The following is a 22,700-nucleotide window of genomic DNA, read 5'->3' as shown; positions in this document are numbered from 1 at the left end:
GAGGATGAAAAATATGGCAATCACTGCACAAATGGTAAAAGAACTTCGTGAAAAAACTGGCGCAGGTATGATGGACTGCAAAAAAGCTTTAACAGAAACTAACGGCGACATGGAGAAAGCAATTGACTTCTTACGTGAAAAAGGTATTGCGAAAGCTGCTAAAAAAGCAGACCGCATCGCTGCTGAAGGTTTAACTTTCATCGAAACAAACGGTAACGACGGTTTAATCTTAGAATTAAACTCTGAAACTGATTTCGTTGCGAAAAACGAAGGTTTCCAAGCTTTAATTAAAGAATTAGCTGCTCACTTATTAGCTAACAAACCAGCTAACGTTGAAGAAGCTATGGCTCAAACAATTGAAGGCGGCAAAACAGTAGAAGAGCACATCAATGAAGCAATCGCTAAAATTGGTGAAAAACTTACACTTCGTCGTTTCGAAATCGTATCAAAAACTGATGCAGATGCATTCGGTGCTTACCTACACATGGGTGGACGCATTGGTGTATTAACAGTTCTTGAAGGTTCTACTGACGAGGCAGCTGCTAAAGATGTAGCAATGCACATTGCAGCAGTTAACCCTAAATACATCGACCGCGATGCTGTAACAGCTGAAGAAGTTGAGCATGAGCGTCAAGTATTAACACAACAAGCTTTAAACGAAGGCAAGCCTGAAAAAATCGTTGCAAAAATGGTAGAAGGCCGTCTTGGCAAATTCTTTGAAGAGATTTGCTTACTTGACCAAGCATTCGTTAAAAACCCTGATATGAAAGTTCGTCAATTCGTTGAGTCTAAAGGCGGAACATTAAAAGGATTCGTTCGCTACGCTGTTGGTGAAGGTATCGAAAAACGCGAAGACAACTTTGCTGAAGAAGTAATGAACCAAGTAAAAGGTAACAACTAATACAGATTAGGGAACACATTGTGTTCCCTTTTTTAAAATACAGATGTAAGCAATTGGAGGTTCATTATGAGTACACCGAAATATAATCGTGTCGTTTTAAAGCTGAGCGGAGAAGCTTTAGCTGGCGAGCAAGGATTTGGAATTAACCCGGCTGTTATTAAGTCAGTTGCGGAACAAGTGAAAGAAATTGCAGAACTTGATGTAGAGGTTGCTGTTGTTGTTGGTGGCGGTAACATTTGGCGTGGGAAAATTGGAAGTGAAATGGGCATGGATCGTGCAGGAGCAGATTACATGGGCATGTTAGCAACAGTTATGAATTCATTAGCTCTTCAAGATAGCTTGGAGAACATTGGAATTCAAACTCGCGTACAAACTTCAATTGAGATGCGTCAAGTGGCAGAGCCTTACATTCGTCGTAAAGCAATCCGTCACTTAGAGAAAAAACGTGTTGTTATCTTTGCAGCAGGTACTGGTAACCCATACTTCTCTACAGATACAACAGCAGCATTACGTGCAGCGGAAATCGAAGCGGACGTTATTTTGATGGCGAAAAATAATGTGGATGGCGTATATAGCGCAGATCCATCTATTGACCCAACAGCTACGAAATACGAAACACTTACTTACTTAGATGTATTAAAAGAAGGTTTAGGTGTAATGGATTCTACAGCTTCTTCTTTATGTATGGATAATGATATTCCATTAATTGTATTCTCGGTTATGGAAAAAGGTAATATTAAACGTGCCGTTTTAGGCGAAAATATTGGAACAGTTGTAAGGGGGAAATAAATATGGGACAACAAGTATTGAAGTCTTCAAATGAAAAAATGGAAAAAGCAGTTGCTGCTTATTCTCGTGAATTAGCGACAGTTCGCGCTGGTCGTGCAAGTTCGTCTGTATTAGATAAGGTACAAGTTGATTACTATGGTGCACCAACACCAGTTGTGCAATTAGCGAACATTACAGTTCCGGAAGCGCGTTTACTTGTAATTCAACCTTATGATAAAACTTCTATCGGTGATATTGAAAAAGCAATTTTAAAAGCAGATTTAGGCTTAAACCCTTCTAATGATGGAACTGTAATTCGTATTGCATTCCCTGCATTAACAGAAGAGCGTCGTCGTGATCTTGTAAAAGTTGTGAAAAAATATGCTGAAGAAGCAAAAGTTGCTGTTCGTAACGTACGTCGTGATGGTAATGACGATCTTAAGAAGCTTGAAAAAGCTGGCGAAATTACAGAAGACGATTTAAGAGGATATACTGAAGATATCCAAAAAGAAACAGATAAATATATTGCAAAAGTTGACGAAATCGCAAAAAACAAAGAAAAAGAAATCATGGAAGTGTAATAGCGATAACTTCGCAAATATGACCCTCTTCTTAAGGGGGTCTTTTTACACTTTTAGGCATACGTCTGCTTGTTGGAGGGTATGAATGATGTTTAAAAAGTTTCCTTTTTTTAAAGCTAAAAAGGTCACATCGTTTGATCATCTCATTGAAGAAGTGAAAAAAGGATATATCCCAGAACATATTGCTATTATTATGGATGGTAATGGAAGATGGGCGAAGAGAAGAGCGATGCCTCGCATTGCTGGACATCATGAAGGCATGCAAGTTGTGAAGAAAATTACAAAATTTGCAAGTAAACTTGGTGTGAAAGTATTAACTCTTTATGCTTTTTCGACTGAGAACTGGAAAAGACCGAAAAAGGAAGTTGATTATTTGATGAAACTTCCAGAAGAATTTCTAGGTGCATTTTTACCAGAATTGATTGAAGAAAACGTACAAGTCCGAGTAATAGGGCAAAAAGATCGTCTCCCTACGCATACGCGCAGAGCGATGGAAAAAGCCATGGAAGATACGAAAGAGAATACGGGATTAATTCTTAATTTCGCGTTAAACTATGGAAGTCGAGATGAAATCGTTTCTGCTGTGCAACATATGATGAAAGATAGTGAGGAAGGAAAAATTCGTACTGAAGAAATAAATGAAGAAATAATTTCTTCTTACTTAATGACGAGTTCTTTACCTGATCCAGAGTTGTTAATCCGTACAAGCGGAGAACTACGTATTAGTAATTTCATGTTATGGCAAATTGCTTATTCAGAATTTTGGTTTACAGATGTGTATTGGCCAGATTTTACCGAGGAACATTTGCTAAATGCGATTACAGACTTTCAGCATAGAGGGCGCAGATTCGGAGGCGTGTAGAAAGAGAGGGTTTGGTAGTGAAACAGAGAATTATTACTGGAGTGATTGCTGCCGCGCTATTCATTCCCATCGTAATTTACGGTGGTGTGCCTTTTACAGTTTTAGTGTATGCACTTGCTTCTATAGGTTTATATGAATTAATTCGTATGAACAAGCTTACGCTTATTTCGGTACCGACAGTTTTAGCTGCAGTATTATTGTGGGTTATTTTAATTCCAAGTAGTGCATCAGAGCTGTTTACATGGATTGGATTAGGTAAATTAGAAATCACATTTGTGATTGTTTTATTACTTTTATCATATACAGTCCTTTCTAAGAATACATTTACTTTTGACAATGCTTCATTTTTACTTATGGCAACGACATATGTTGGAATGGGATTCTTATATTTAAATGAAACGAGAATATTGGGAATCAAATATGTGTTCTGTGCACTATTTGTCATTTGGGCAACTGATTCAGGTGCATATTTCATAGGAAAAGCATTTGGAAAAAGAAAATTGTGGCCAGAAATTAGTCCGAATAAAACGATTGAAGGTTCATTAGGCGGTATTGTTTGTGGAATTGTTGTTGCACTTGTTTACAACATGTTCTTCCCAGTTGAAGCGAATATAGGAGTTTTAATCGTTCTGACGATTATCATTTCTATTTTTGGACAAATTGGTGATTTAGTGCAATCTGCATTTAAACGCCATTATGGTGTAAAGGATTCAGGTACAATTTTACCTGGGCATGGTGGTATATTAGATCGAACAGATAGTTGGTTATTTGTGTTACCAATTCTATACTTCTTATTACAATATAATTAATAAATGAACGAGGGGTTGGAGTCATGAAAAACATTAGTTTATTAGGTGCAAGCGGATCAATCGGTACACAAACATTAGATGTGTTACGCTCGCACCCAGACCAATTCCGTCTCGTTGCTTTTTCTGTAGGGAAAAATGTTGACTACGCAGTAAAGGTAATTCAAGAATTTTCTCCGCAAATTGTCTCTGTGCAAAGAGAGGAAGATGTTTTAAAATTACAAGCTGTTTCTGGTAATACAAAAGTCGTATATGGTAGCGAAGGCCTATTAGAAGTAGCGTTACACCCAGATACAGAAATTGTAGTGAATGCTGTAGTAGGTAGCGTAGGGTTGTTACCGACGCTCCGCGCAATTGAGGCAAAAAAAACAATTGGAATTGCAAACAAAGAAACTTTAGTAACTGCAGGGCATCTTGTAATGGAAGCAGCACGAAAACATAACGTGTCGTTACTTCCGGTAGATAGTGAACATTCAGCTATTTTTCAATGCTTGAATGGTGAAAATGAAAAAAGGATCTCTCGACTAATTATCACTGCTTCAGGCGGAAGTTTTCGTGATAAAACGAGAGATGAATTGCATCATGTGACCGTAGAAGATGCGCTTCGTCATCCAAACTGGTCAATGGGTTCGAAAATTACAATTGATTCTGCTACAATGATGAATAAGGGGCTAGAAGTAATTGAAGCACACTGGCTTTTTGGTATCCCTTATGAGCAAATCGATGTTGTTCTACATAAAGAAAGTATTATTCATTCTATGGTTGAATTTGAAGATCGTAGTGTAATGGCGCAGCTTGGCTCACCTGATATGCGAGTACCAATTCAATACGCGCTTACATATCCTGATAGATTACCTCTTTCAGACACGAAACAGTTAAATTTATGGGAAATGGGAACATTGCATTTTGAGAAAATGAATCAAGAACGTTTCCGTTGTCTACGTTTCGCGTATGAAGCTGGAAAAACAGGTGGAAGTATGCCAGCTGTAATGAATGCGGCAAATGAAGTAGCTGTTGAAGCTTTTTTACAAAAGAGAATTGGTTTCTTAACGGTTGAAGACCTCATTGAAAAAGCAATGCACCATCACAATGTCATTGCGCGTCCGAGCTTAGAGGAAATTCAGGAAATTGATGCAGCCACAAGACGGTTTGTGATGGAACAAATTTAGCAAAGGTGGTTATGGAATTGAATACAGCGATTGCCTTTATATTAATTTTCGGTGCACTCGTATTTTTCCATGAGCTAGGGCATCTATATTTCGCAAAAAGAGCAGGTATTTTGTGCCGCGAGTTTGCGATTGGTTTTGGTCCGAAAATATTCTCATTTGAGAAGAATGAAACGGTGTATACGATTCGATTACTGCCCCTTGGTGGCTATGTAAGAATGGCTGGCGAGGATGCGGATACAGTTGAGTTAAAGCCCGGGAAAAAGGTTGGCCTTGTATTAAATGAAAAAGACGAAGTTGTGAAATTAGTTTTTGACGGACATGAAAAATATCCAAATGTTCGTGTCATTGAAGTCGAACAAGCTGATTTAGAACACAATCTTACAATTTCGGGATATGAAGAGTACGAGGAAGAGCAGCAAACATTCCGAGTGAATGAAAAAGCTCGTATCATTTCTGCGGGAGAAGAAATCCAAATCGCTCCGTATAATAGACAATTTGGCTCTAAAAAGTTGGGCCAACGTGCTCTAACAATTTTTGCAGGTCCTGCAATGAACTTTATTCTAGCATTTGTTATTTTTGTGATTCTTGGATTTGTACAAGGAGTTCCTGTTGACAAACCGATGGTCGGAAAAGTAATGGAGAATAGTGCTGCAGAACAAGCTGGATTAAAAGAAAATGATACAATTCAAGCGATTAATGGGAAGAACACTAGTACATGGAAAGATGTTGTATCAATTGTTCGTGAAAACCCAAATAAAGAAATTACGTTACAAGTAAAGCGTGATAGTGAGCAATTTAATGTAAAAGTAACACCAACGGTTGATAAAGAAGGAAAAGAAGAAGTTGGTAGAATTGGTGTTTACTCTCCTGTAGAGAAAACAGTGATGGGTTCTATTAAATCAGGATTTGAACAAACGTACCAATGGACGAAACTAATTTTTGATTCTCTTGTGAAATTAGTAACGGGTCAATTTTCTATTAATGAGTTGTCAGGTCCAGTAGGAATTTATAATCTAACAGATCAAGTTGTAGAGTATGGATTTACGCGTGTACTAAGTTTAGCAGCAGTTTTAAGTATTAACCTTGGTTTATTTAATTTATTACCAGTCCCAGCTTTAGACGGTGGACGTTTGTTCTTCTTCTTAATTGAAGCGTTAAGAGGCAAACCGATTGATCGTCAAAAAGAAGGAATGGTTCACTTTATTGGTTTTGCATTATTAATGTTGCTTATGTTAGTTGTAACATGGAATGACATCCGTAAGTTTTTCTTGTAAAATAAGATGAAGTTTATAATGAAATAAAGCTCGTAGAATAAAATCCCTCACCTAACTCGAGGTGAGGGGTTTTACTGCGTGTAAGAGTAAAATGAAGAGGTGCGAATCAATGAAACAAAGTATGGTATTCAGTCCTACATTACGTGAAGTTCCAGCCGATGCTGAAATTAAGAGTCATCAATTATTACTTCGCGCAGGGTTTATGCGTCAAAATGCTTCAGGTATTTATAGTTTTCTACCATTTGGTCTAAAAGTATTACACAAAGTAGAACGTATTGTTCGTGAAGAAATGGAGCGCGCAGGAGCTGTAGAATTATTAATGCCAGCTATGCAAGCTGCAGAATTATGGCAAGAATCAGGCCGTTGGTATTCTTACGGATCTGAATTAATGCGTATGAAAGATCGTAACGCTCGTGAATTTGCATTAGGGGCGACACATGAAGAAGTAATTACTGATCTTGTACGTGATGAAGTAAAATCATATAAAAAATTACCGTTAACACTATATCAAATTCAAACAAAGTTCCGTGATGAGCAAAGACCACGTTTCGGTTTATTACGCGGAAGAGAATTTTTAATGAAAGATGCATATTCTTTCCATGCAACACAAGAAAGTTTAGATGAAGTATATAGCCGTTTATACGAAGCGTATTCTAATATCTTTGCTCGTTGTGGTTTGAATTTCCGTGCGGTTATTGCTGATTCTGGAGCAATGGGCGGAAAAGATACACATGAATTTATGGTATTATCAGATGTTGGTGAAGATACAATTGCATACTCTGATACATCTAATTATGCAGCGAACATTGAAATGGCTCCTGTTGTAGCTACGTATACGAAGAGTGACGAAGCAGAAAAGGCACTTGAAAAAGTAGCAACACCAGATCAAAAAGCAATTGAAGAAGTATCTGCATTCTTAAACATTGAAGCGGAAAAGTGCATTAAGTCTATGGTATTTAAAGTAGACGAGAAATTAGTAGTTGTACTTGTTCGTGGTGATCATGAAGTAAACGATGTAAAAGTGAAAAATGTATACGGCGCTTCAGTTGTTGAACTTGCTTCTCATGAAGAAGTAAAAGAATTATTAAATTGTGAAGTTGGTTCATTAGGACCGATTGGTGTGACAGGCGATGTAGAAATTATTGCTGACCATGCTGTAGCATCAATTGTAAACGGATGTTCAGGAGCGAACGAAGAAGGGTTCCATTATGTAAATGTAAATCCAGAACGTGACTTTAAAGTAAGTCAATATATAGATTTACGTTTCATCCAAGAAGGAGATCAATCTCCAGATGGAAACGGAACAATTCTTTTCGCGCGTGGCATTGAAGTTGGTCATGTATTTAAATTAGGAACTCGTTATAGTGAAGCAATGAACGCAACATTCCTAGATGAAAACGGAAAAACAAGACCACTTATTATGGGTTGTTACGGTATTGGTGTATCTCGTACAGTGGCAGCAATTGCAGAGCAGTTTAATGATGAGAACGGTCTAGTTTGGCCAAAAGCTGTTGCACCGTTCCATGTGCATGTAATTCCAGTAAATATGAAATCTGATGCACAACGTGAAATGGGTGAAAACATCTACAACTCATTACAAGAGCAAGGATACGAAGTATTACTAGATGATCGTGCAGAACGTGCAGGTGTTAAATTTGCAGATGCAGATTTATTCGGCCTTCCAGTTCGCGTTACAGTTGGTAAAAAAGCAGATGAAGGTATTGTAGAAGTGAAAGTACGTGCTACAGGCGAGTCTGAAGAAGTGCAAGTAGAAGAACTTCAAACATATATTGCAAATATTTTAAAATAAGAAGAGGTACCTCATAATGAGGTACCTTCTCTTTCTTTGTAAACGTATTTTGTAAAAGAAGAAGGTAGAAATCTTTCTTTGTAGTACGTTTCAATTTATAATAGCAAATGGAAGGAGAGTGCTTATGTCATTAACAAATGAACAACAAGAGCGATTTCAAATTTTGCTCCAGCAGTTGCAAATACCAGAAGACCTTATAAATCAATATTTACATGGCGGTGGTATTGAAAAGCTAGTTATTGATAAAGCGAATAAAAGTTGGCATTTTGACTTACAAGTGCCACGTATTTTGCCGACAGAATTATATGAATTGCTAGAAACAAAGCTTAAGCAATCATTTTCTCATATTGCAAGAACAACATTTGCATTAGAAACAGAGAATAAACAATTTACAGAAGAAGAAGTTAAAGCGTATTGGCCGCTTTGTACGGAACGAATTACATTTTCACCTATGTTCGCATACTTAAAGAAGCAACTTCCGCAGGTCAATGGCGTGAAGTTACTATTAAATGTGAATAATGAACTGGAATCTACAGCCTTAAAGAAAAACGTTGCGAAACCAGTAGGTGATCAATACGAAGCTTTTGGATTCCCACGTTTTCAGTTAGACACACATATAAAGCAAAATGCAGAAGAGATGCAAAAGTTTCGTGAGCAAACTCAGCAAGAAGACCGTCAGCGTGTTATACAAGCTATGGAAGAAATGGCGAAGAAGCAGGCTGAAGAAAGCAGTGTTGTGCATGAAGGACCGATTGTACTCGGGTATCTTATTAAGCCAGATGAAGAGATTACACCGATGCGAGAAATTCAAGATGAAGAAAGAAGAAAAACGGTTCAAGGGTATGTCTTCCATGTAGAAACAAAAGAGCTTCGTAGTGGTCGTACGTTATTAACCTTAAAAATAACAGATTATACGGATTCTATTATGATCAAAATGTTCTCTCGTGATAAAGAAGATATTCCAATGCTACAATCCTTGAAAAAAGGAATGTGGGTGAAAGCACGTGGTTCTGTTCAAAATGATACATTCGTTCGAGATTTAGTAATGATTGCAAATGATATTAATGAAATAACAGGGCCGTCTCGTAAAGATAAAGCGCCAGAAGGCGAAAAACGTGTAGAGCTTCACCTTCATACTCCAATGAGCCAAATGGATGCTGTTACTCCTGTTTCTAGGCTTGTTGCTCAAGCAGGTAAATGGGGGCATGAGGCTATTGCAGTTACAGACCATGCTGTTGCGCAGTCATTCCCAGAAGCATATTCTGCTGGTAAAAAGGCTGGAGTTAAAGTTCTATACGGTGTAGAAGCAAATTTAGTTAATGATGGTGTACCGATCGCTTATAACGAAGCACATCGTCTACTGGCAGAAGAAACATATGTTGTCTTTGATGTTGAGACAACAGGATTATCTGCTGTATATGACACAGTCATTGAGTTAGCTGCTGTAAAGGTAAAAGGTGGCGAAATTATTGATCGCTTTGAATCTTTCGCAAATCCCCATCAACCATTATCGGCGACGATTATTGAATTAACAGGTATTACTGATGATATGTTAACTGATGCACCAGAAGTGGACGAAGTGTTTAAGAAGTTTGAGGAATGGATGGGTGACCATACACTTGTTGCTCATAACGCAAGCTTCGATATGGGATTCATTAATGTCGGCTTTAAAAAGGCCGGGCTAGAAAAAACGAAAAATCCAGTTATTGATACGTTAGAACTTGCACGGTTCTTATTCCCGGAAATGAAAAATCATCGGTTAAATACGATGTGTAAAAAGCTTGATATCGAATTAACGCAACATCACCGTGCGATTTATGATACAGAAGCAACGGGATATTTACTTGTGAAAATGTTGAAAGATGTGATTGAAAAGGGATTCGAATATCACGATCAACTAAACGATAGTATGGGGCAAGGGGATGCATATAAACGTGGGCGTCCAAGTCATATGACATTACTTGCCACATCAGACGTTGGATTGAAAAATTTATATAAACTTGTTTCCTATTCTCATCTGAATTACTTTTACCGTGTACCACGTGTACCACGATCATTATTAAAAAAATATCGCGAAGGTATATTAGTAGGCACGGCTTGTGATAAAGGTGAAGTGTTTGAAGCGATGATGCAAAAAGCACCTGAAGAGGTAGAAGAAATTGCACAGTTCTATGACTATATTGAGGTTATGCCTCCAGAGGTGTTACGTCATTTAGTAGAACGTGAGCTTGTCCGAGATGAAGGACAATTAAAAACAATTATTTCTAACTTAGTAAAACTAGGTGAGACGTTAGATAAACCAGTTGTTGCTACGGGGAATGTGCATTATTTAGATCCAGAAGATGCGATGTATCGTAAAATTTTAGTAAGTTCACAGGGCGGAGCAAATCCGTTAAATCGCCATTCATTACCGCCTGTACATTTCCGTACAACAGATGAAATGCTAGATTGTTTTTCATTCTTAGGTGAAGATACAGCGAAAGAAATTGTTGTAACAAATACACAAAAGATTGCATCATTAATTGGTGATGTTCATCCAGTAAAAGATGATTTATACACACCGAAAATTGAAGGTGCTGATGATGAAACACGTGATATGAGTTATAAAATGGCGCGTAGTATTTATGGTGAAGAATTACCGGAAATTGTAGAGGCCCGTCTGGAAAAAGAATTGAAAAGTATTATTGGGCATGGATTCGCCGTTATTTATTTAATTTCGCATAAGCTTGTGAAAAAATCGTTAGTAGACGGCTATCTAGTAGGTTCGCGTGGATCAGTAGGATCATCATTTGTTGCAACAATGATGGAAATTACAGAAGTAAACCCATTACCACCGCACTATGTATGTCCAAAGTGTAAACAATCAGAGTTCTTTAATGACGGTTCTGTAGGTTCTGGTTTTGACTTGCCAGATAAAGAATGTCCAACATGTAATGTTTCATACGTGAAAGATGGACATGATATTCCGTTCGAAACATTCCTTGGATTTAAAGGAGATAAGGTGCCCGATATCGATTTGAACTTCTCCGGAGAATACCAACCGCGTGCTCATAACTATACGAAAGTACTGTTCGGTGAGGATTATGTATACCGTGCTGGAACAATTGGTACGGTTGCAGAAAAAACCGCTTATGGGTATGTAAAAGGTTATGCTAATGATCATAACTTAACAATTCGAAATGCAGAGATTGATCGCTTAGTTGCGGGATGTACAGGAGTAAAGCGTACAACTGGGCAGCATCCAGGTGGTATTATCGTTGTGCCAGATTACATGGATATTTTTGACTTTTCACCAATTCAGTTTCCTGCTGATTCAATAGGGGCTGAGTGGAGAACTACACACTTTGACTTCCATTCCATTCATGATAATTTATTAAAGCTTGATATATTAGGACACGATGATCCGACCGTTATTCGTATGCTTCAAGATTTAAGTGGTATTGATCCGAAAACAATCCCAACGGATGATCCGGAAGTAATGAAGATTTTCTCTGGTCCAGAATCTTTAGGGGTAACGGAAGAACAAATTAACTGTAAAACAGGTACGCTTGGTATACCAGAGTTTGGTACAAAATTCGTAAGACAAATGTTAGAGGAAACGAAACCAACGACGTTTTCAGAGCTTGTCCAAATTTCTGGACTGTCTCATGGTACAGATGTATGGTTAGGTAATGCGAATGAATTAATTTATAACGGTACGTGTACACTGAGTGAAGTTATCGGTTGTCGTGATGACATCATGGTATATTTAATTTATCAAGGTTTGGATCCATCATTAGCCTTCAAAATCATGGAGTCGGTGCGTAAAGGTAAAGGTGTACCAGAAGAATGGGAAGAGGACATGAGAAATAACAATGTACCAGGTTGGTATATTGATTCATGTAAGAAGATTAAATATATGTTCCCTAAGGCCCATGCCGCTGCCTACGTACTTATGGCTGTACGTATCGCATACTTTAAAGTACATTTCGCACTTTTATTCTATGCGGCATACTTTACAGTTCGTGCAGATGACTTTGATGTAGAGGCGATGGCGAAAGGTTCAGCATCCATACGTGTAAGAATTGATGAAATTGCACAAAAAGGGTTGGATGCAGCACCGAAAGAGAAAAGTTTATTAACGGTACTAGAAATGACGCTTGAAATGTGTGAGCGTGGCTACTCATTCCAAAAGGTTGATTTATATCGCTCGCATGCAACCGAATTTATTATTGATGGGGATACTTTAATTCCTCCATTTAATGCAGTGCCTGGTCTTGGTACAAACGCAGCTTTCAGTATCGTTGAAGCTCGTAAAAATGGTGATTTCTTATCAAAAGAAGACTTACAGCAACGTAGTAAGGTTTCTAAAACGATTATTGAGTATTTAGATAGTCAAGGTTGTCTAGGAGATTTACCGGATCAAAACCAATTGTCACTGTTCTAATAGGTAGGAAAAGTCTTTGCAAATCAACATTTGCTATGGTATACTATAAACCGAGATAACCATGTCATGTATATTTTGTGAAAAAGAGAGTGGGGAAACCCACTCTTTCGTGTTACTATCTACATTTTATTTCTGTAGATAGTAAAGATATTTCTGTCGTATATACATATTTTGTTACAAGTTTTACTTCTTAAATTTGGTAATACTAAGACAGATATTCCCTGCTTAACGGCAGGGGCTTTTGTTAGCTAACGAGAAAGAATAAGATATACCGTCTTTATGAACGGAATCTTTTCTTGTAAATGGTACATGGCGGCAGGAAGGAGGCTGTTTATGGATAAGAAAGTCACAGAAGTTGTAGAAGCATTTGCGCAGCCAATCGTTGAAGAGTTAAATCTTGAACTTGTAGATGTAGAGTATGTGAAAGAAGGACAAGACTGGTTCTTACGCGTATTCATCGATTCTGAAAAGGGAGTCGACATTGAAGAATGCGGTGCGGTAAGTGAACGTTTAAGCGAAGCTTTAGATAAAGAGGATCCAATTCCTCATCTTTACTTTTTGGATGTATCATCTCCTGGAGCGGAACGCCCATTAAAGAAAGAGAAAGACTTCCAGCAAGCGGTAGGAAAACAAGTGGCAATTAAAACATATGAGCCGATTGATGGTGAAAAGATGTTTGAAGGAAAGCTACTTTCCTACGACGGTACTACAATTACACTACTATTAACAATTAAAACACGTAAAAAAGAAATCCAAATTCCAATGGATAAAGTTGCAAATGCGCGACTTGCTGTTACGTTTTAGTAAGAAGGGGGATCTTCATGAGCACTGAGTTGTTAGATGCTTTGCTCGTATTAGAGTCAGAAAAAGGTATTAGTAAAGATATTATTATTGATGCAATTGAAGCAGCATTAATCTCTGCTTATAAACGCAATTTTAACCAAGCACAAAACGTTCGTGTGAGCTTTAACCCAGAAGTGGGAACAATTCAAGTTTTAGCACGTAAGGACGTTGTTGATAATGTGTTTGATCCACGTCTTGAAATCTCTGTAGAAGAGGCGAGACAAATTAATCCAAACTACCAAGATGGCGACGTACTAGAAATTGAAGTAACGCCAAAAGATTTTGGTCGTATTGCAGCGCAAACTGCAAAACAAGTTGTAACACAACGAGTTCGTGAGGCGGAACGTGGTGTTATTTATTCAGAATTTAGTGATCGTGAAGAAGACATTATGGTTGGTATTGTACAGCGTCAAGATGCTCGTTTCATCTATGTAAGTTTAGGGAAAGTAGAAGCTTTATTACCTGTAAGTGAGCAGATGCCAAATGAGCAATATAAACCACATGATCGTATTCGCGTATTTATTACAAAAGTAGAAAAGACAACGAAAGGACCACAAATTTACGTATCACGTACACATCCTGGTCTTTTAAAACGTTTATTCGAAATGGAAGTTCCAGAAATTTATGATGGAACTGTAGAAATTCGCTCTGTAGCACGTGAAGCAGGCGACCGTTCTAAAATTTCTGTATATGCAGAGAATATCGATGTTGATCCAGTAGGTTCTTGTGTAGGACCGAAAGGACAACGTGTACAACGCGTTGTGGATGAACTAAAAGGTGAAAAGATTGACATCGTTCGCTGGTCAAATGATCCAGTTGAATATGTTGCGAATGCTTTAAGTCCATCACAAGTCGTTAAAGTACTTGTAGATGAAGAAGAAAAAGCAACAACTGTTGTTGTTCCAGACCACCAACTTTCATTAGCAATTGGTAAGCGTGGACAAAATGCGCGCCTTGCAGCTAAATTAACAGGCTGGAAAATTGATATTAAAAGTGAGTCTGATGCGAAACAACTTGGTATTGTGACAGAAGAAGATAGCGTAATCGCATTCGGATTCGATTCAGTTGAAGACGAAATCGAGTAGAGGTGATGAGTATGAGCAATCGAAAAGTTCCGTTACGAAAATGTATTGCGACGCAAGAGATGAAATCAAAACGAGAGCTCGTTCGCATTGTTCGTTCCAAAGAGGGCGAAGTGTCTATTGATTTATCAGGAAAAAAATCAGGACGAGGTGCATATTTGTCAAAAGATAAAGAATGCATTATTCAAGCCCAAAAGAAAAATATTTTGGAACATCATCTAAAAGCGAAAATCGACAGTTCTCTGTACGAAGAGCTTCTTGAGCTTGTTGAGAAGGAGTCGAAATAAGTGTCCGATTGGAAATCGTTTTTAGGACTAGCAAACCGCGCTCGAAAAATTATTTCGGGTGAAGAACTCGTTTTAAAAGAAGTACGAAGTGGCAAAGCAAAGCTTGTATTGCTTTCTGAAGATGCGTCAGCGAACACTACAAAACGTATCATTGATAAAACCACGTACTACAACATACCAATGAGAAAAGTCGAAAATCGACAACAATTAGGGCATGCGATTGGGAGAGACGAGCGAGTCGTTGTAGCTGTGTTAGATGAAGGCTTTGCGAAAAAGCTACGTAGCATGCTCGATACAAATTACCGGGGGTGAAGGTATGAGTAAAATTCGAGTACATGAATATGCAAAAAAAAATAATATCTCAAGTAAAGATCTTATGACAAAACTAAAAGAGATGAATATCGAGGTTTCGAATCATATGACAATGTTAGAAGATGAAGTAGTAAACAAATTAGATAATCAATATAACACTGGAGCGGAAAAACCTTCTGTTGCAGATGAGTTTGAAGTAGAAGAGAAAGTTGTTCGCAGTAAAAAGAACAGCAATAAGAAGAAGAAAAAAGGCAAAGGAAATGAAGACAAACGTCAAGATAACTTTGCTGGAAGACAACAAACGCAAATAGTAGAAACACCAGATAAAATTACTTTCTCTGGAAGCCTTACAGTAGGTGACCTTGCTAAAAAGTTAAGCAAAGAGCCATCTGAAATTATTAAAAAGCTCTTCATGCTAGGAATTATGGCAACAATTAACCAAGATCTAGATAAAGATACAATTGAGTTAATTGCTACTGATTACGGTATTGAAGTAGAAGAAGAAGTAGTTGTAAGTGAAACTGAATTTGAAACATTCATCGATGAGCAAGATGATGAAGAAAACTTAAAAGAACGTCCAGCTGTTGTTACAATTATGGGACACGTTGACCATGGTAAAACAACTTTACTTGACTCTATCCGTAATTCAAAAGTAACTGCTGGCGAAGCTGGCGGGATCACTCAACATATTGGTGCATACCAAGTTGAAGTAAACGATAAGAAAATTACATTCTTAGATACGCCTGGTCACGCGGCATTTACAACGATGCGTGCTCGTGGTGCGCAAGTAACGGATATTACAATTCTGGTTGTTGCAGCTGATGACGGTGTTATGCCACAAACAGTAGAAGCGATTAGCCATGCGAAAGCAGCTGGAGTACCAATTATTGTGGCTGTGAATAAAATGGATAAACCAGCGGCAAATCCTGATCGTGTAATGCAAGAATTAACAGAATATGAATTAGTTCCAGAAGCTTGGGGCGGAGACACGATTTTTGTACCAATTTCTGCAATTCAAGGCGAGGGAATTGACAACTTGCTAGAAATGATTCTTCTTGTAAGTGAAGTAGAAGAATATAAAGCAAATCCAAATCGCTATGCAACTGGTACTGTAATTGAAGCGCAGCTTGATAAAGGTAAAGGAACTATCGCGACATTACTTGTTCAAAACGGTACACTTCGAGTTGGAGATCCAATCGTTGTTGGGACATCATTCGGTCGTGTTCGTGCAATGGTAAGTGATATTGGTCGTCGTGTAAAAGTTGCCGGTCCATCAACTCCTGTTGAAATTACAGGTTTAAATGAAGTACCACAAGCGGGCGATCGTTTCATGGCATTCGCTGATGAGAAGAAAGCTCGTCAAATCGGTGAATCACGTGCACAAGAAGCATTAGTTGCACAACGTGGTGAGAAATCTAAATTAAGCCTTGAAGATTTATTCCAACAAATCCAAGAGGGCGATGTAAAAGAAATTAACTTAATTGTGAAAGCAGACGTACAAGGTTCTGTAGAAGCAATGGCAGCATCACTTCGTAAAATTGATGTTGAAGGCGTAAAAGTGAAAATTATCCATACAGGCGTAGGTGCGATTACAGAATCAGATGTTATTTTAGCTTCTGCATCTAATGCAATTATAATTGGATTCAACGTACGCCCTGATGTAAATGCGAAGCGTACAGCTGAATTAGAGAACGTTGATGTTCGTTTACACCGTATTATCTATAAAGTAATCGAAGAAATCGAATCAGCAATGCAAGGTATGCTGGATCCAGAATTCGAAGAAAAAGTAATCGGTCAAGCGGAAGTTCGTCAAACGTTCAAAGTAACAAAAGTTGGAACAATCGCAGGTTGTTACGTAATAGACGGTAAAATTACACGTGATAGTGGCGTTCGTATTATCCGTGATGGCGTAGTAATTTTCGAAGGACAACTTGATACGTTAAAACGTTTCAAAGACGACGTAAAAGAAGTTGCACAAAACTATGAGTGTGGTATTACAATTGAGAGATATAATGATCTTAAAGAAGGGGACATCATTGAAGCGTACATTATGGAAGAAGTGAAGCGATGATTATCGCTTCACTCTCATTCGAGTGTATGATTTACGATGTACATTCTTTAAAAGAGAAACGAGCAATTTTGCAACGTGTGTTAACTCGTGTGAAACAGCGCTATAATGTAGCTGTTTCTGAAGTTGGGCATCAAGATGTATGGCAACGTACAGAAATTGCAATTGTTTCCGTATCCTCAAATCGTGTTGTCTGTGAAAAAGAAATGAATCGTGTACTTGAGTATATCGATTCATTTCCTGAAATTGAACGTACGATAACACAATTGGAATGGTATTGAATGAGGTGAAGAGTTATGAAATTACGTGCGAACCGTGTGGGCGAGCAAATGAAAAAAGAATTAGGCGACATTATCAGTCGTAAAATTAAAGACCCACGTGTTGGATTTGTTACAGTAACAGATGTACAAGTGAGTGGAGATTTGCAAATTGCTAAAGTATATATTTCTGTTTTAGGTGACGAAGAACAGAAAGAAAATACATTAAAAGGTTTAGCGAAGGCAAAAGGCTTTATTCGTTCAGAAATTGGCCAACGTATTCGTCTTCGTAAAACACCGGAAATTTCCTTTGAGTTTGATGAGTCTATCGGATATGGTCATCGAATTGATACACTTTTACATGAAATTAATAAAGACGGTAAACGTGAAGAATAATGGATAGACATTTGTCTATCCATTTTTTCAATGTAAAATAAGTTTTGCATAATTACGATTATTACTAAAGAATAACGATGAGGTGAATATATGGAAGGTGTAGTATTATTACATAAGCCAAAGGGCATGACATCACATGATTGTGTGTTTAAATTAAGAAAGATATTGCGTGAGAAACGAATTGGTCATACAGGGACACTGGATCCAGATGTAACAGGAGTATTACCTATTTGCGTTGGGCGAGCAACGAAAATTGCACAATTTTTAACAAGTGAAACAAAAACATACGAAGGTGAAGTGACATTAGGATTTTCAACAACAACAGAAGATGCTTCTGGTGAAGTTGTGGAGAAACAAGATGTAACTCGTGTCATTACACGTAAAGAAGTAGAAGAAGTACTAGCGGAACTAACAGGGACAATTGAACAAATGCCACCGATGTTCTCAGCTGTAAAAGTTAACGGGAAAAAACTATACGAATACGCAAGGGCAGGACAAGAAGTTGAACGTCCAGTTCGTACAATTACAATTCATGAATTTGTATTACTTGATGAGCGTGACGTTTTTGAAGGGGAAAACGTTTCATTCCGTTTTCGTGTAACGTGTAGTAAAGGAACATATGTAAGAACGCTAGCAGTAATGATTGGTGAAAAACTTGGTTTTCCATCACATATGTCTCACCTTGTAAGAACAGCATCTGGTGAATTTTTACTAGAAGATTGCATATCATTTGAAGAAATTGAAGAAAACGTGCAAAATGGAACAGTAGAGTCTATTTTCATCTCAATTGATGAGGCGCTAAGTAAGTTTCCAAAAATGGTTGTAGATGAAAAGCAAGCAGAGAAAATAAAAAATGGTATGTTCTTAAAGAATGAATTAGAAACAACAGCACCATTTATTACAGTATTTGATAAAAATGATCGTTGCTTAGCAATTTATGAGCACCATCCAAAACACCCTGGTATGCTAAAGCCAATGAAAGTACTTGTGAATAATCAAGAACTAAAGCTATAATGAATTATTGGAAGGATTATTACAGAAAAAGGTGAATTCAAGCGTGAAACTTATTCATTTAACTCATCCACATGAACAAAATAAAATAGAATTACCACCTACTGTAATGGCATTAGGATATTTTGATGGCATTCATTTAGGACATCAACGTGTAATTCGAACAGCGAAAAAAATAGCGGATGAAAGAGGATGTAAAAGTGCTGTCATGACGTTTCATCCACACCCATCTGTTGTATTAGGAAAAAAAGAAGCGCATGTGGAGTACATTACACCGATGCGCCTTAAAGAAGAAATCATCGCAAGTTTAGGAATTGATATATTATATGTGGTGAAATTCGATGAACCATTTGCTGGATTATTGCCACAACAATTTGTCGATGATTATATTATTGGTTTAAATGTAAAGCATGTAGTAGCAGGCTTTGATTATTCATATGGACGTTTAGGAAAAGGGAAGATGGAGACTTTACCATTTCATGCAAGAGGGGAGTTTACACAGACCGTGATCGAAAAAGTTGAATATCAAGAAGAAAAAGTAAGTTCTACTTCATTACGAAAGTTAATTCGAAATGGCGAAATGGAACAAATTCCATCTATTTTAGGGAGAGCATACACGGTAGAAGGAACAGTTGTGCACGGTGATAAGCGTGGACGCCAAATTGGTTTTCCGACTGCAAATGTAGGTTTAAGTGATGAATATTTGTTGCCACCTGTAGGTGTATACGCAGTAAGGCTGAAAGTCCATGATGAGTGGCATGATGGCGTATGTAATATCGGATATAAACCAACTTTCAAAGAGAATGAGCATCAATTATCGATTGAAGTACACCTATTTGAATTTAATAAAGACATATATGAACAAAGTGTTACAGTAGAGTGGCACATGCGTATAAGAGAAGAAAAAAAGTTCAATGGTATTGATGAGTTAGTTGCACAAATCGCTCGGGATAAAAAAGTTGCCCAAGAATATTTTGCGAGCGTAAAGAATACACTTGCTTTTTCAAATGAAAAGTAGTATTCTATGTTATGTACTTTATGACAACCATTGCTTGGCATTGCGACTCACCGACGCTTGCTAGGTAATTGGGGGTTTAATTAATAGGAGGTGAAATAGGATGGCTTTAACACAAGAGCGTAAAAATGAAATCATTGCACAATTTAGAACTCATGAGACTGATACTGGTTCTCCAGAGGTTCAAATTGCTGTCCTAACGGAGCAAATTAACACTCTAAACGAGCACTTACGTACTCACAAGAAAGATCATCATTCACGTCGTGGTCTATTAAAGATGGTTGGTAAACGTCGTAACTTACTTACTTACCTTCGTAATAGCGATATCACACGTTACCGTGAATTAATCACAAAGCTTGGCTTACGTCGATAGTCAAAGAAGCGGGAATATTCCCGCTTTTTTGTTAGGTAAAAATATATCTTCTACTCTTTATAGCTTACTTAATTTTCGGCAATACTAGAGGAAGAATATTGTGATATACTATCCATTTACATAGAAGAATTGAATATTTTAAATTGAGAGGGGTACTTAAATGAGTCAGGAAAAGCAAGTCTTCTCGATAGATTTAGCTGGTCGTCAGCTAACAATTGAAACAAGTCAGCTTGCAAAACAAGCAAACGGAGCAGTATTAGTAAGATATGGCGACACAGCAGTTCTATCTACAGCAACTGCATCAAAAGAGCCAAAAAATGTGGATTTCTTCCCGCTTACAGTAAACTATGAAGAACGTTTATATGCAGTCGGAAAAATCCCAGGCGGTTTTATTAAGCGCGAAGGCCGTCCGAGTGAAAAAGCAATTTTAGCAAGTCGTTTAATTGACCGTCCAATCCGTCCACTTTTCGCAGATGGTTTCCGTAATGAAGTACAAGTTGTCAGCATCGTAATGAGTGTTGATCAAGACTGTTCTTCTGAGATGGCAGCTATGCTTGGTTCTTCATTAGCATTATCGATTTCAGATATTCCATTTGAAGGTCCAATCGCAGGTGCGACAGTTGGTCGTATTAATGGCGAGTTCGTTATTAATCCAACAGTAGAACAGCAAGAACAAAGTGATATGCACCTTGTTGTAGCTGGTACGAAAGATGCAATTAACATGGTTGAAGCAGGAGCTGATCAAGTACCTGAAGAAACAATGTTAGAAGCAATTATGTTTGGACACGATGAAATTAAACGTCTAATTGCATTCCAAGAAGAGATTGTACAAGCTGTTGGTAAAGAAAAAATAGCAGTGAAGCTTTATGAAGTGGATGCTGATTTGAACCAAGCTATACGTGAAATGGCTGAGACAGATATGCATTCTGCAATTCAAGTGCACGAAAAACATGCACGTGAAGATGCAATTAATGAAGTGAAAAAGCGTGTAATTGAGCATTACGAAGCAGAAGAAGCTGATGCTGACACATTAGGACAAGTAAATGAGATTTTATATAAAATTGTAAAAGAAGAAGTACGTCGTCTTATTACAGTTGAAAAAATCCGCCCAGATGGTCGTAAAGGTGACGAAATTCGTCCTTTAGCATCAGAGGTTGGCATTTTATCTCGTACACATGGTTCTGGTCTATTCACACGTGGACAAACGCAAGCATTAAGTATTTGTACATTAGGTGCATTAGGTGATGTGCAAATTTTAGATGGTCTAGGTGTAGAAGAGTCAAAACGCTTTATGCACCATTATAATTTCCCTTCATTTAGTGTCGGTGAAACAAGACCAATGCGTGGACCAGGTCGTCGTGAAATTGGTCACGGTGCACTAGGAGAACGTGCTCTTGAGCCTGTAATTCCATCTGAAAAGGATTTCCCATATACAGTTCGTCTTGTATCTGAAGTATTAGAATCAAATGGTTCTACTTCACAAGCGAGTATTTGCGGTAGTACATTAGCGATGATGGATGCGGGTGTACCACTTAAAGCGCCAGTTGCTGGTATTGCAATGGGTCTAGTGAAATCTGGTGAGCATTACACAATTTTAACAGATATTCAAGGAATGGAAGACCATTTAGGTGATATGGACTTTAAAGTAGCAGGTACTGCAAAAGGTGTAACTGCACTACAAATGGACATTAAAATCGATGGTTTATCTCGTGAGATTTTAGAAGAAGCATTACAACAGGCGAAAGTTGGTCGTATGCACATTCTAGATCACATGTTATCTGTTATCGCTGAACCTCGTACAGAGTTATCTGCGTATGCTCCGAAGATTATTACAATGACAATTAACCCAGATAAAATTCGTGATGTTATTGGACCAAGTGGTAAACAAATTAATAAAATCATTGAAGAAACTGGCGTTAAAATTGACATCGAGCAAGATGGTACAGTATTCATTTCATCAATTAATCAAGAGATGAATGAAAAAGCGAAGAAAATTATCGAAGATATCGTTCGCGAAGTACAAGTAGGCGAAATCTACTTAGGAAAAGTTAAACGTGTTGAAAAATTCGGTGCTTTCGTTGAATTATTTAGCGGTAAAGATGGACTTGTTCACATCTCTGAACTTGCACTTGAGCGCGTAGGTAAGGTAGAAGATGTTGTGAAAATCGGTGATGAGATTTCAGTTAAAGTTATCGAGATTGACAAACAAGGTCGTGTAAACTTATCTAGAAAAGTATTGCTAAAAGAAGAGCAAGAAAAAGAAGCTGCTAAAGAAGAAAATGCTAAAGAAGAAAACGCACAAGAACAACAATAAGTGAAAGCCAGTTTAGCTGGCTTTTTTTGTTATGTAAAAAATGTGATTCATATAGATTTTTATGTGAGTATAGGTATAGTTTTCATCATAACGCTCAAATTAACAAAGATAAGAAGAAAATGGTTTCTTTTTTTATAGTTAATGG

The 22,700-nt window shown here is 37.7% G+C and carries 20 protein-coding genes; all 20 read left to right on the top strand.

Features of this window, described 5'->3' with window-relative positions; genetic code table 11:
• Positions 1–13: 13 nt before the first annotated feature.
• Positions 14–901, top strand: coding sequence for a translation elongation factor Ts (gene tsf / locus ACTFQM_RS14120; protein WP_001018579.1), 888 nt, complete (start codon positions 14–16; stop codon positions 899–901).
• Between the two features lie 66 nt (positions 902–967).
• Positions 968–1,690 carry a UMP kinase gene (pyrH, locus tag ACTFQM_RS14115; protein ID WP_002173093.1) on the top strand — a complete coding sequence of 241 codons (723 nt, stop codon included), beginning with the start codon at positions 968–970 and terminating at the stop codon, positions 1,688–1,690.
• A 2-nt stretch (positions 1,691–1,692) separates the two neighbouring features.
• Positions 1,693–2,250, top strand: a complete 558-nt coding sequence (gene frr / locus ACTFQM_RS14110) for a ribosome recycling factor (RefSeq protein ID WP_000531505.1) — start codon at positions 1,693–1,695, stop codon at positions 2,248–2,250.
• A gap of 85 nt (positions 2,251–2,335) precedes the next feature.
• Positions 2,336–3,112, top strand: a complete 777-nt coding sequence (locus ACTFQM_RS14105) for an isoprenyl transferase (protein WP_440034918.1) — start codon at positions 2,336–2,338, stop codon at positions 3,110–3,112.
• Between the two features lie 17 nt (positions 3,113–3,129).
• A complete protein-coding gene (gene cdsA, locus ACTFQM_RS14100; RefSeq protein ID WP_002173091.1) occupies positions 3,130–3,921 on the top strand; it encodes a phosphatidate cytidylyltransferase in 792 nt (263 codons plus the stop codon).
• 23 nt (positions 3,922–3,944) lie between these two features.
• A complete protein-coding gene (gene dxr, locus ACTFQM_RS14095; RefSeq protein WP_002173090.1) occupies positions 3,945–5,087 on the top strand; it encodes a 1-deoxy-D-xylulose-5-phosphate reductoisomerase in 1,143 nt (380 codons plus the stop codon).
• Positions 5,088–5,104: 17 nt separating this feature from the next.
• Positions 5,105–6,361, top strand: coding sequence for an RIP metalloprotease RseP (gene rseP / locus ACTFQM_RS14090; RefSeq protein WP_002173089.1), 1,257 nt, complete (start codon positions 5,105–5,107; stop codon positions 6,359–6,361).
• Between the two features lie 109 nt (positions 6,362–6,470).
• A complete protein-coding gene (locus ACTFQM_RS14085; RefSeq protein ID WP_440034916.1) occupies positions 6,471–8,171 on the top strand; it encodes a proline--tRNA ligase in 1,701 nt (566 codons plus the stop codon).
• A gap of 124 nt (positions 8,172–8,295) precedes the next feature.
• Complete coding sequence (locus tag ACTFQM_RS14080) at positions 8,296–12,597, top strand: PolC-type DNA polymerase III (RefSeq protein ID WP_440034914.1); 4,302 nt, start codon at positions 8,296–8,298, stop codon at positions 12,595–12,597.
• A 333-nt stretch (positions 12,598–12,930) separates the two neighbouring features.
• Entirely contained in the window at positions 12,931–13,401 is a 471-nt protein-coding gene (rimP, locus tag ACTFQM_RS14075) for a ribosome maturation factor RimP (RefSeq protein WP_000359095.1), read from the top strand.
• Positions 13,402–13,418: 17 nt separating this feature from the next.
• Complete coding sequence (gene nusA / locus ACTFQM_RS14070; RefSeq protein WP_002173086.1) at positions 13,419–14,525, top strand: transcription termination factor NusA; 1,107 nt, start codon at positions 13,419–13,421, stop codon at positions 14,523–14,525.
• 11 nt (positions 14,526–14,536) lie between these two features.
• Positions 14,537–14,809 (top strand): RNase P modulator RnpM, encoded by a 273-nt coding sequence (gene rnpM, locus ACTFQM_RS14065; RefSeq protein ID WP_000071123.1) that lies wholly within the window; start codon positions 14,537–14,539, stop codon positions 14,807–14,809.
• Positions 14,810–15,121 carry a YlxQ family RNA-binding protein gene (locus tag ACTFQM_RS14060; RefSeq protein WP_001286519.1) on the top strand — a complete coding sequence of 104 codons (312 nt, stop codon included), beginning with the start codon at positions 14,810–14,812 and terminating at the stop codon, positions 15,119–15,121.
• A gap of 4 nt (positions 15,122–15,125) precedes the next feature.
• Positions 15,126–17,192 carry a translation initiation factor IF-2 gene (gene infB / locus ACTFQM_RS14055; RefSeq protein ID WP_071718860.1) on the top strand — a complete coding sequence of 689 codons (2,067 nt, stop codon included), beginning with the start codon at positions 15,126–15,128 and terminating at the stop codon, positions 17,190–17,192.
• Positions 17,189–17,470, top strand: a complete 282-nt coding sequence (locus ACTFQM_RS14050; protein WP_017151268.1) for a DUF503 domain-containing protein — start codon at positions 17,189–17,191, stop codon at positions 17,468–17,470. Before infB ends, ACTFQM_RS14050 begins: the two co-directional genes overlap by 4 nt.
• A gap of 15 nt (positions 17,471–17,485) precedes the next feature.
• The gene (gene rbfA / locus ACTFQM_RS14045) at positions 17,486–17,842 is read left to right on the top strand and encodes a 30S ribosome-binding factor RbfA (RefSeq protein WP_017151269.1); all 357 of its coding nucleotides are present in this window, start codon (positions 17,486–17,488) and stop codon (positions 17,840–17,842) included.
• Positions 17,843–17,932: 90 nt separating this feature from the next.
• Complete coding sequence (gene truB, locus ACTFQM_RS14040; RefSeq protein WP_440034912.1) at positions 17,933–18,856, top strand: tRNA pseudouridine(55) synthase TruB; 924 nt, start codon at positions 17,933–17,935, stop codon at positions 18,854–18,856.
• Positions 18,857–18,899: 43 nt separating this feature from the next.
• Entirely contained in the window at positions 18,900–19,871 is a 972-nt protein-coding gene (gene ribF / locus ACTFQM_RS14035; protein WP_440034910.1) for a bifunctional riboflavin kinase/FAD synthetase, read from the top strand.
• A gap of 100 nt (positions 19,872–19,971) precedes the next feature.
• Positions 19,972–20,241: a 30S ribosomal protein S15 gene (rpsO, locus tag ACTFQM_RS14030; protein WP_001229392.1), complete on the top strand. Its 270-nt coding sequence runs from the start codon at positions 19,972–19,974 to the stop codon at positions 20,239–20,241.
• Between the two features lie 160 nt (positions 20,242–20,401).
• Positions 20,402–22,555 carry a polyribonucleotide nucleotidyltransferase gene (pnp, locus tag ACTFQM_RS14025; protein ID WP_440034907.1) on the top strand — a complete coding sequence of 718 codons (2,154 nt, stop codon included), beginning with the start codon at positions 20,402–20,404 and terminating at the stop codon, positions 22,553–22,555.
• Positions 22,556–22,700 lie beyond the last annotated feature (145 nt).

The sequence above is a fragment of the Bacillus cereus group sp. MYBK30-2 genome (genome assembly GCF_051915945.1).
GTDB lineage: Bacteria > Bacillota > Bacilli > Bacillales > Bacillaceae_G > Bacillus_A > Bacillus_A paramycoides.
The sequence above is the reverse complement of the archived record's forward strand: the minus strand, read 5'-3'. Positions and strand labels throughout refer to the sequence as shown.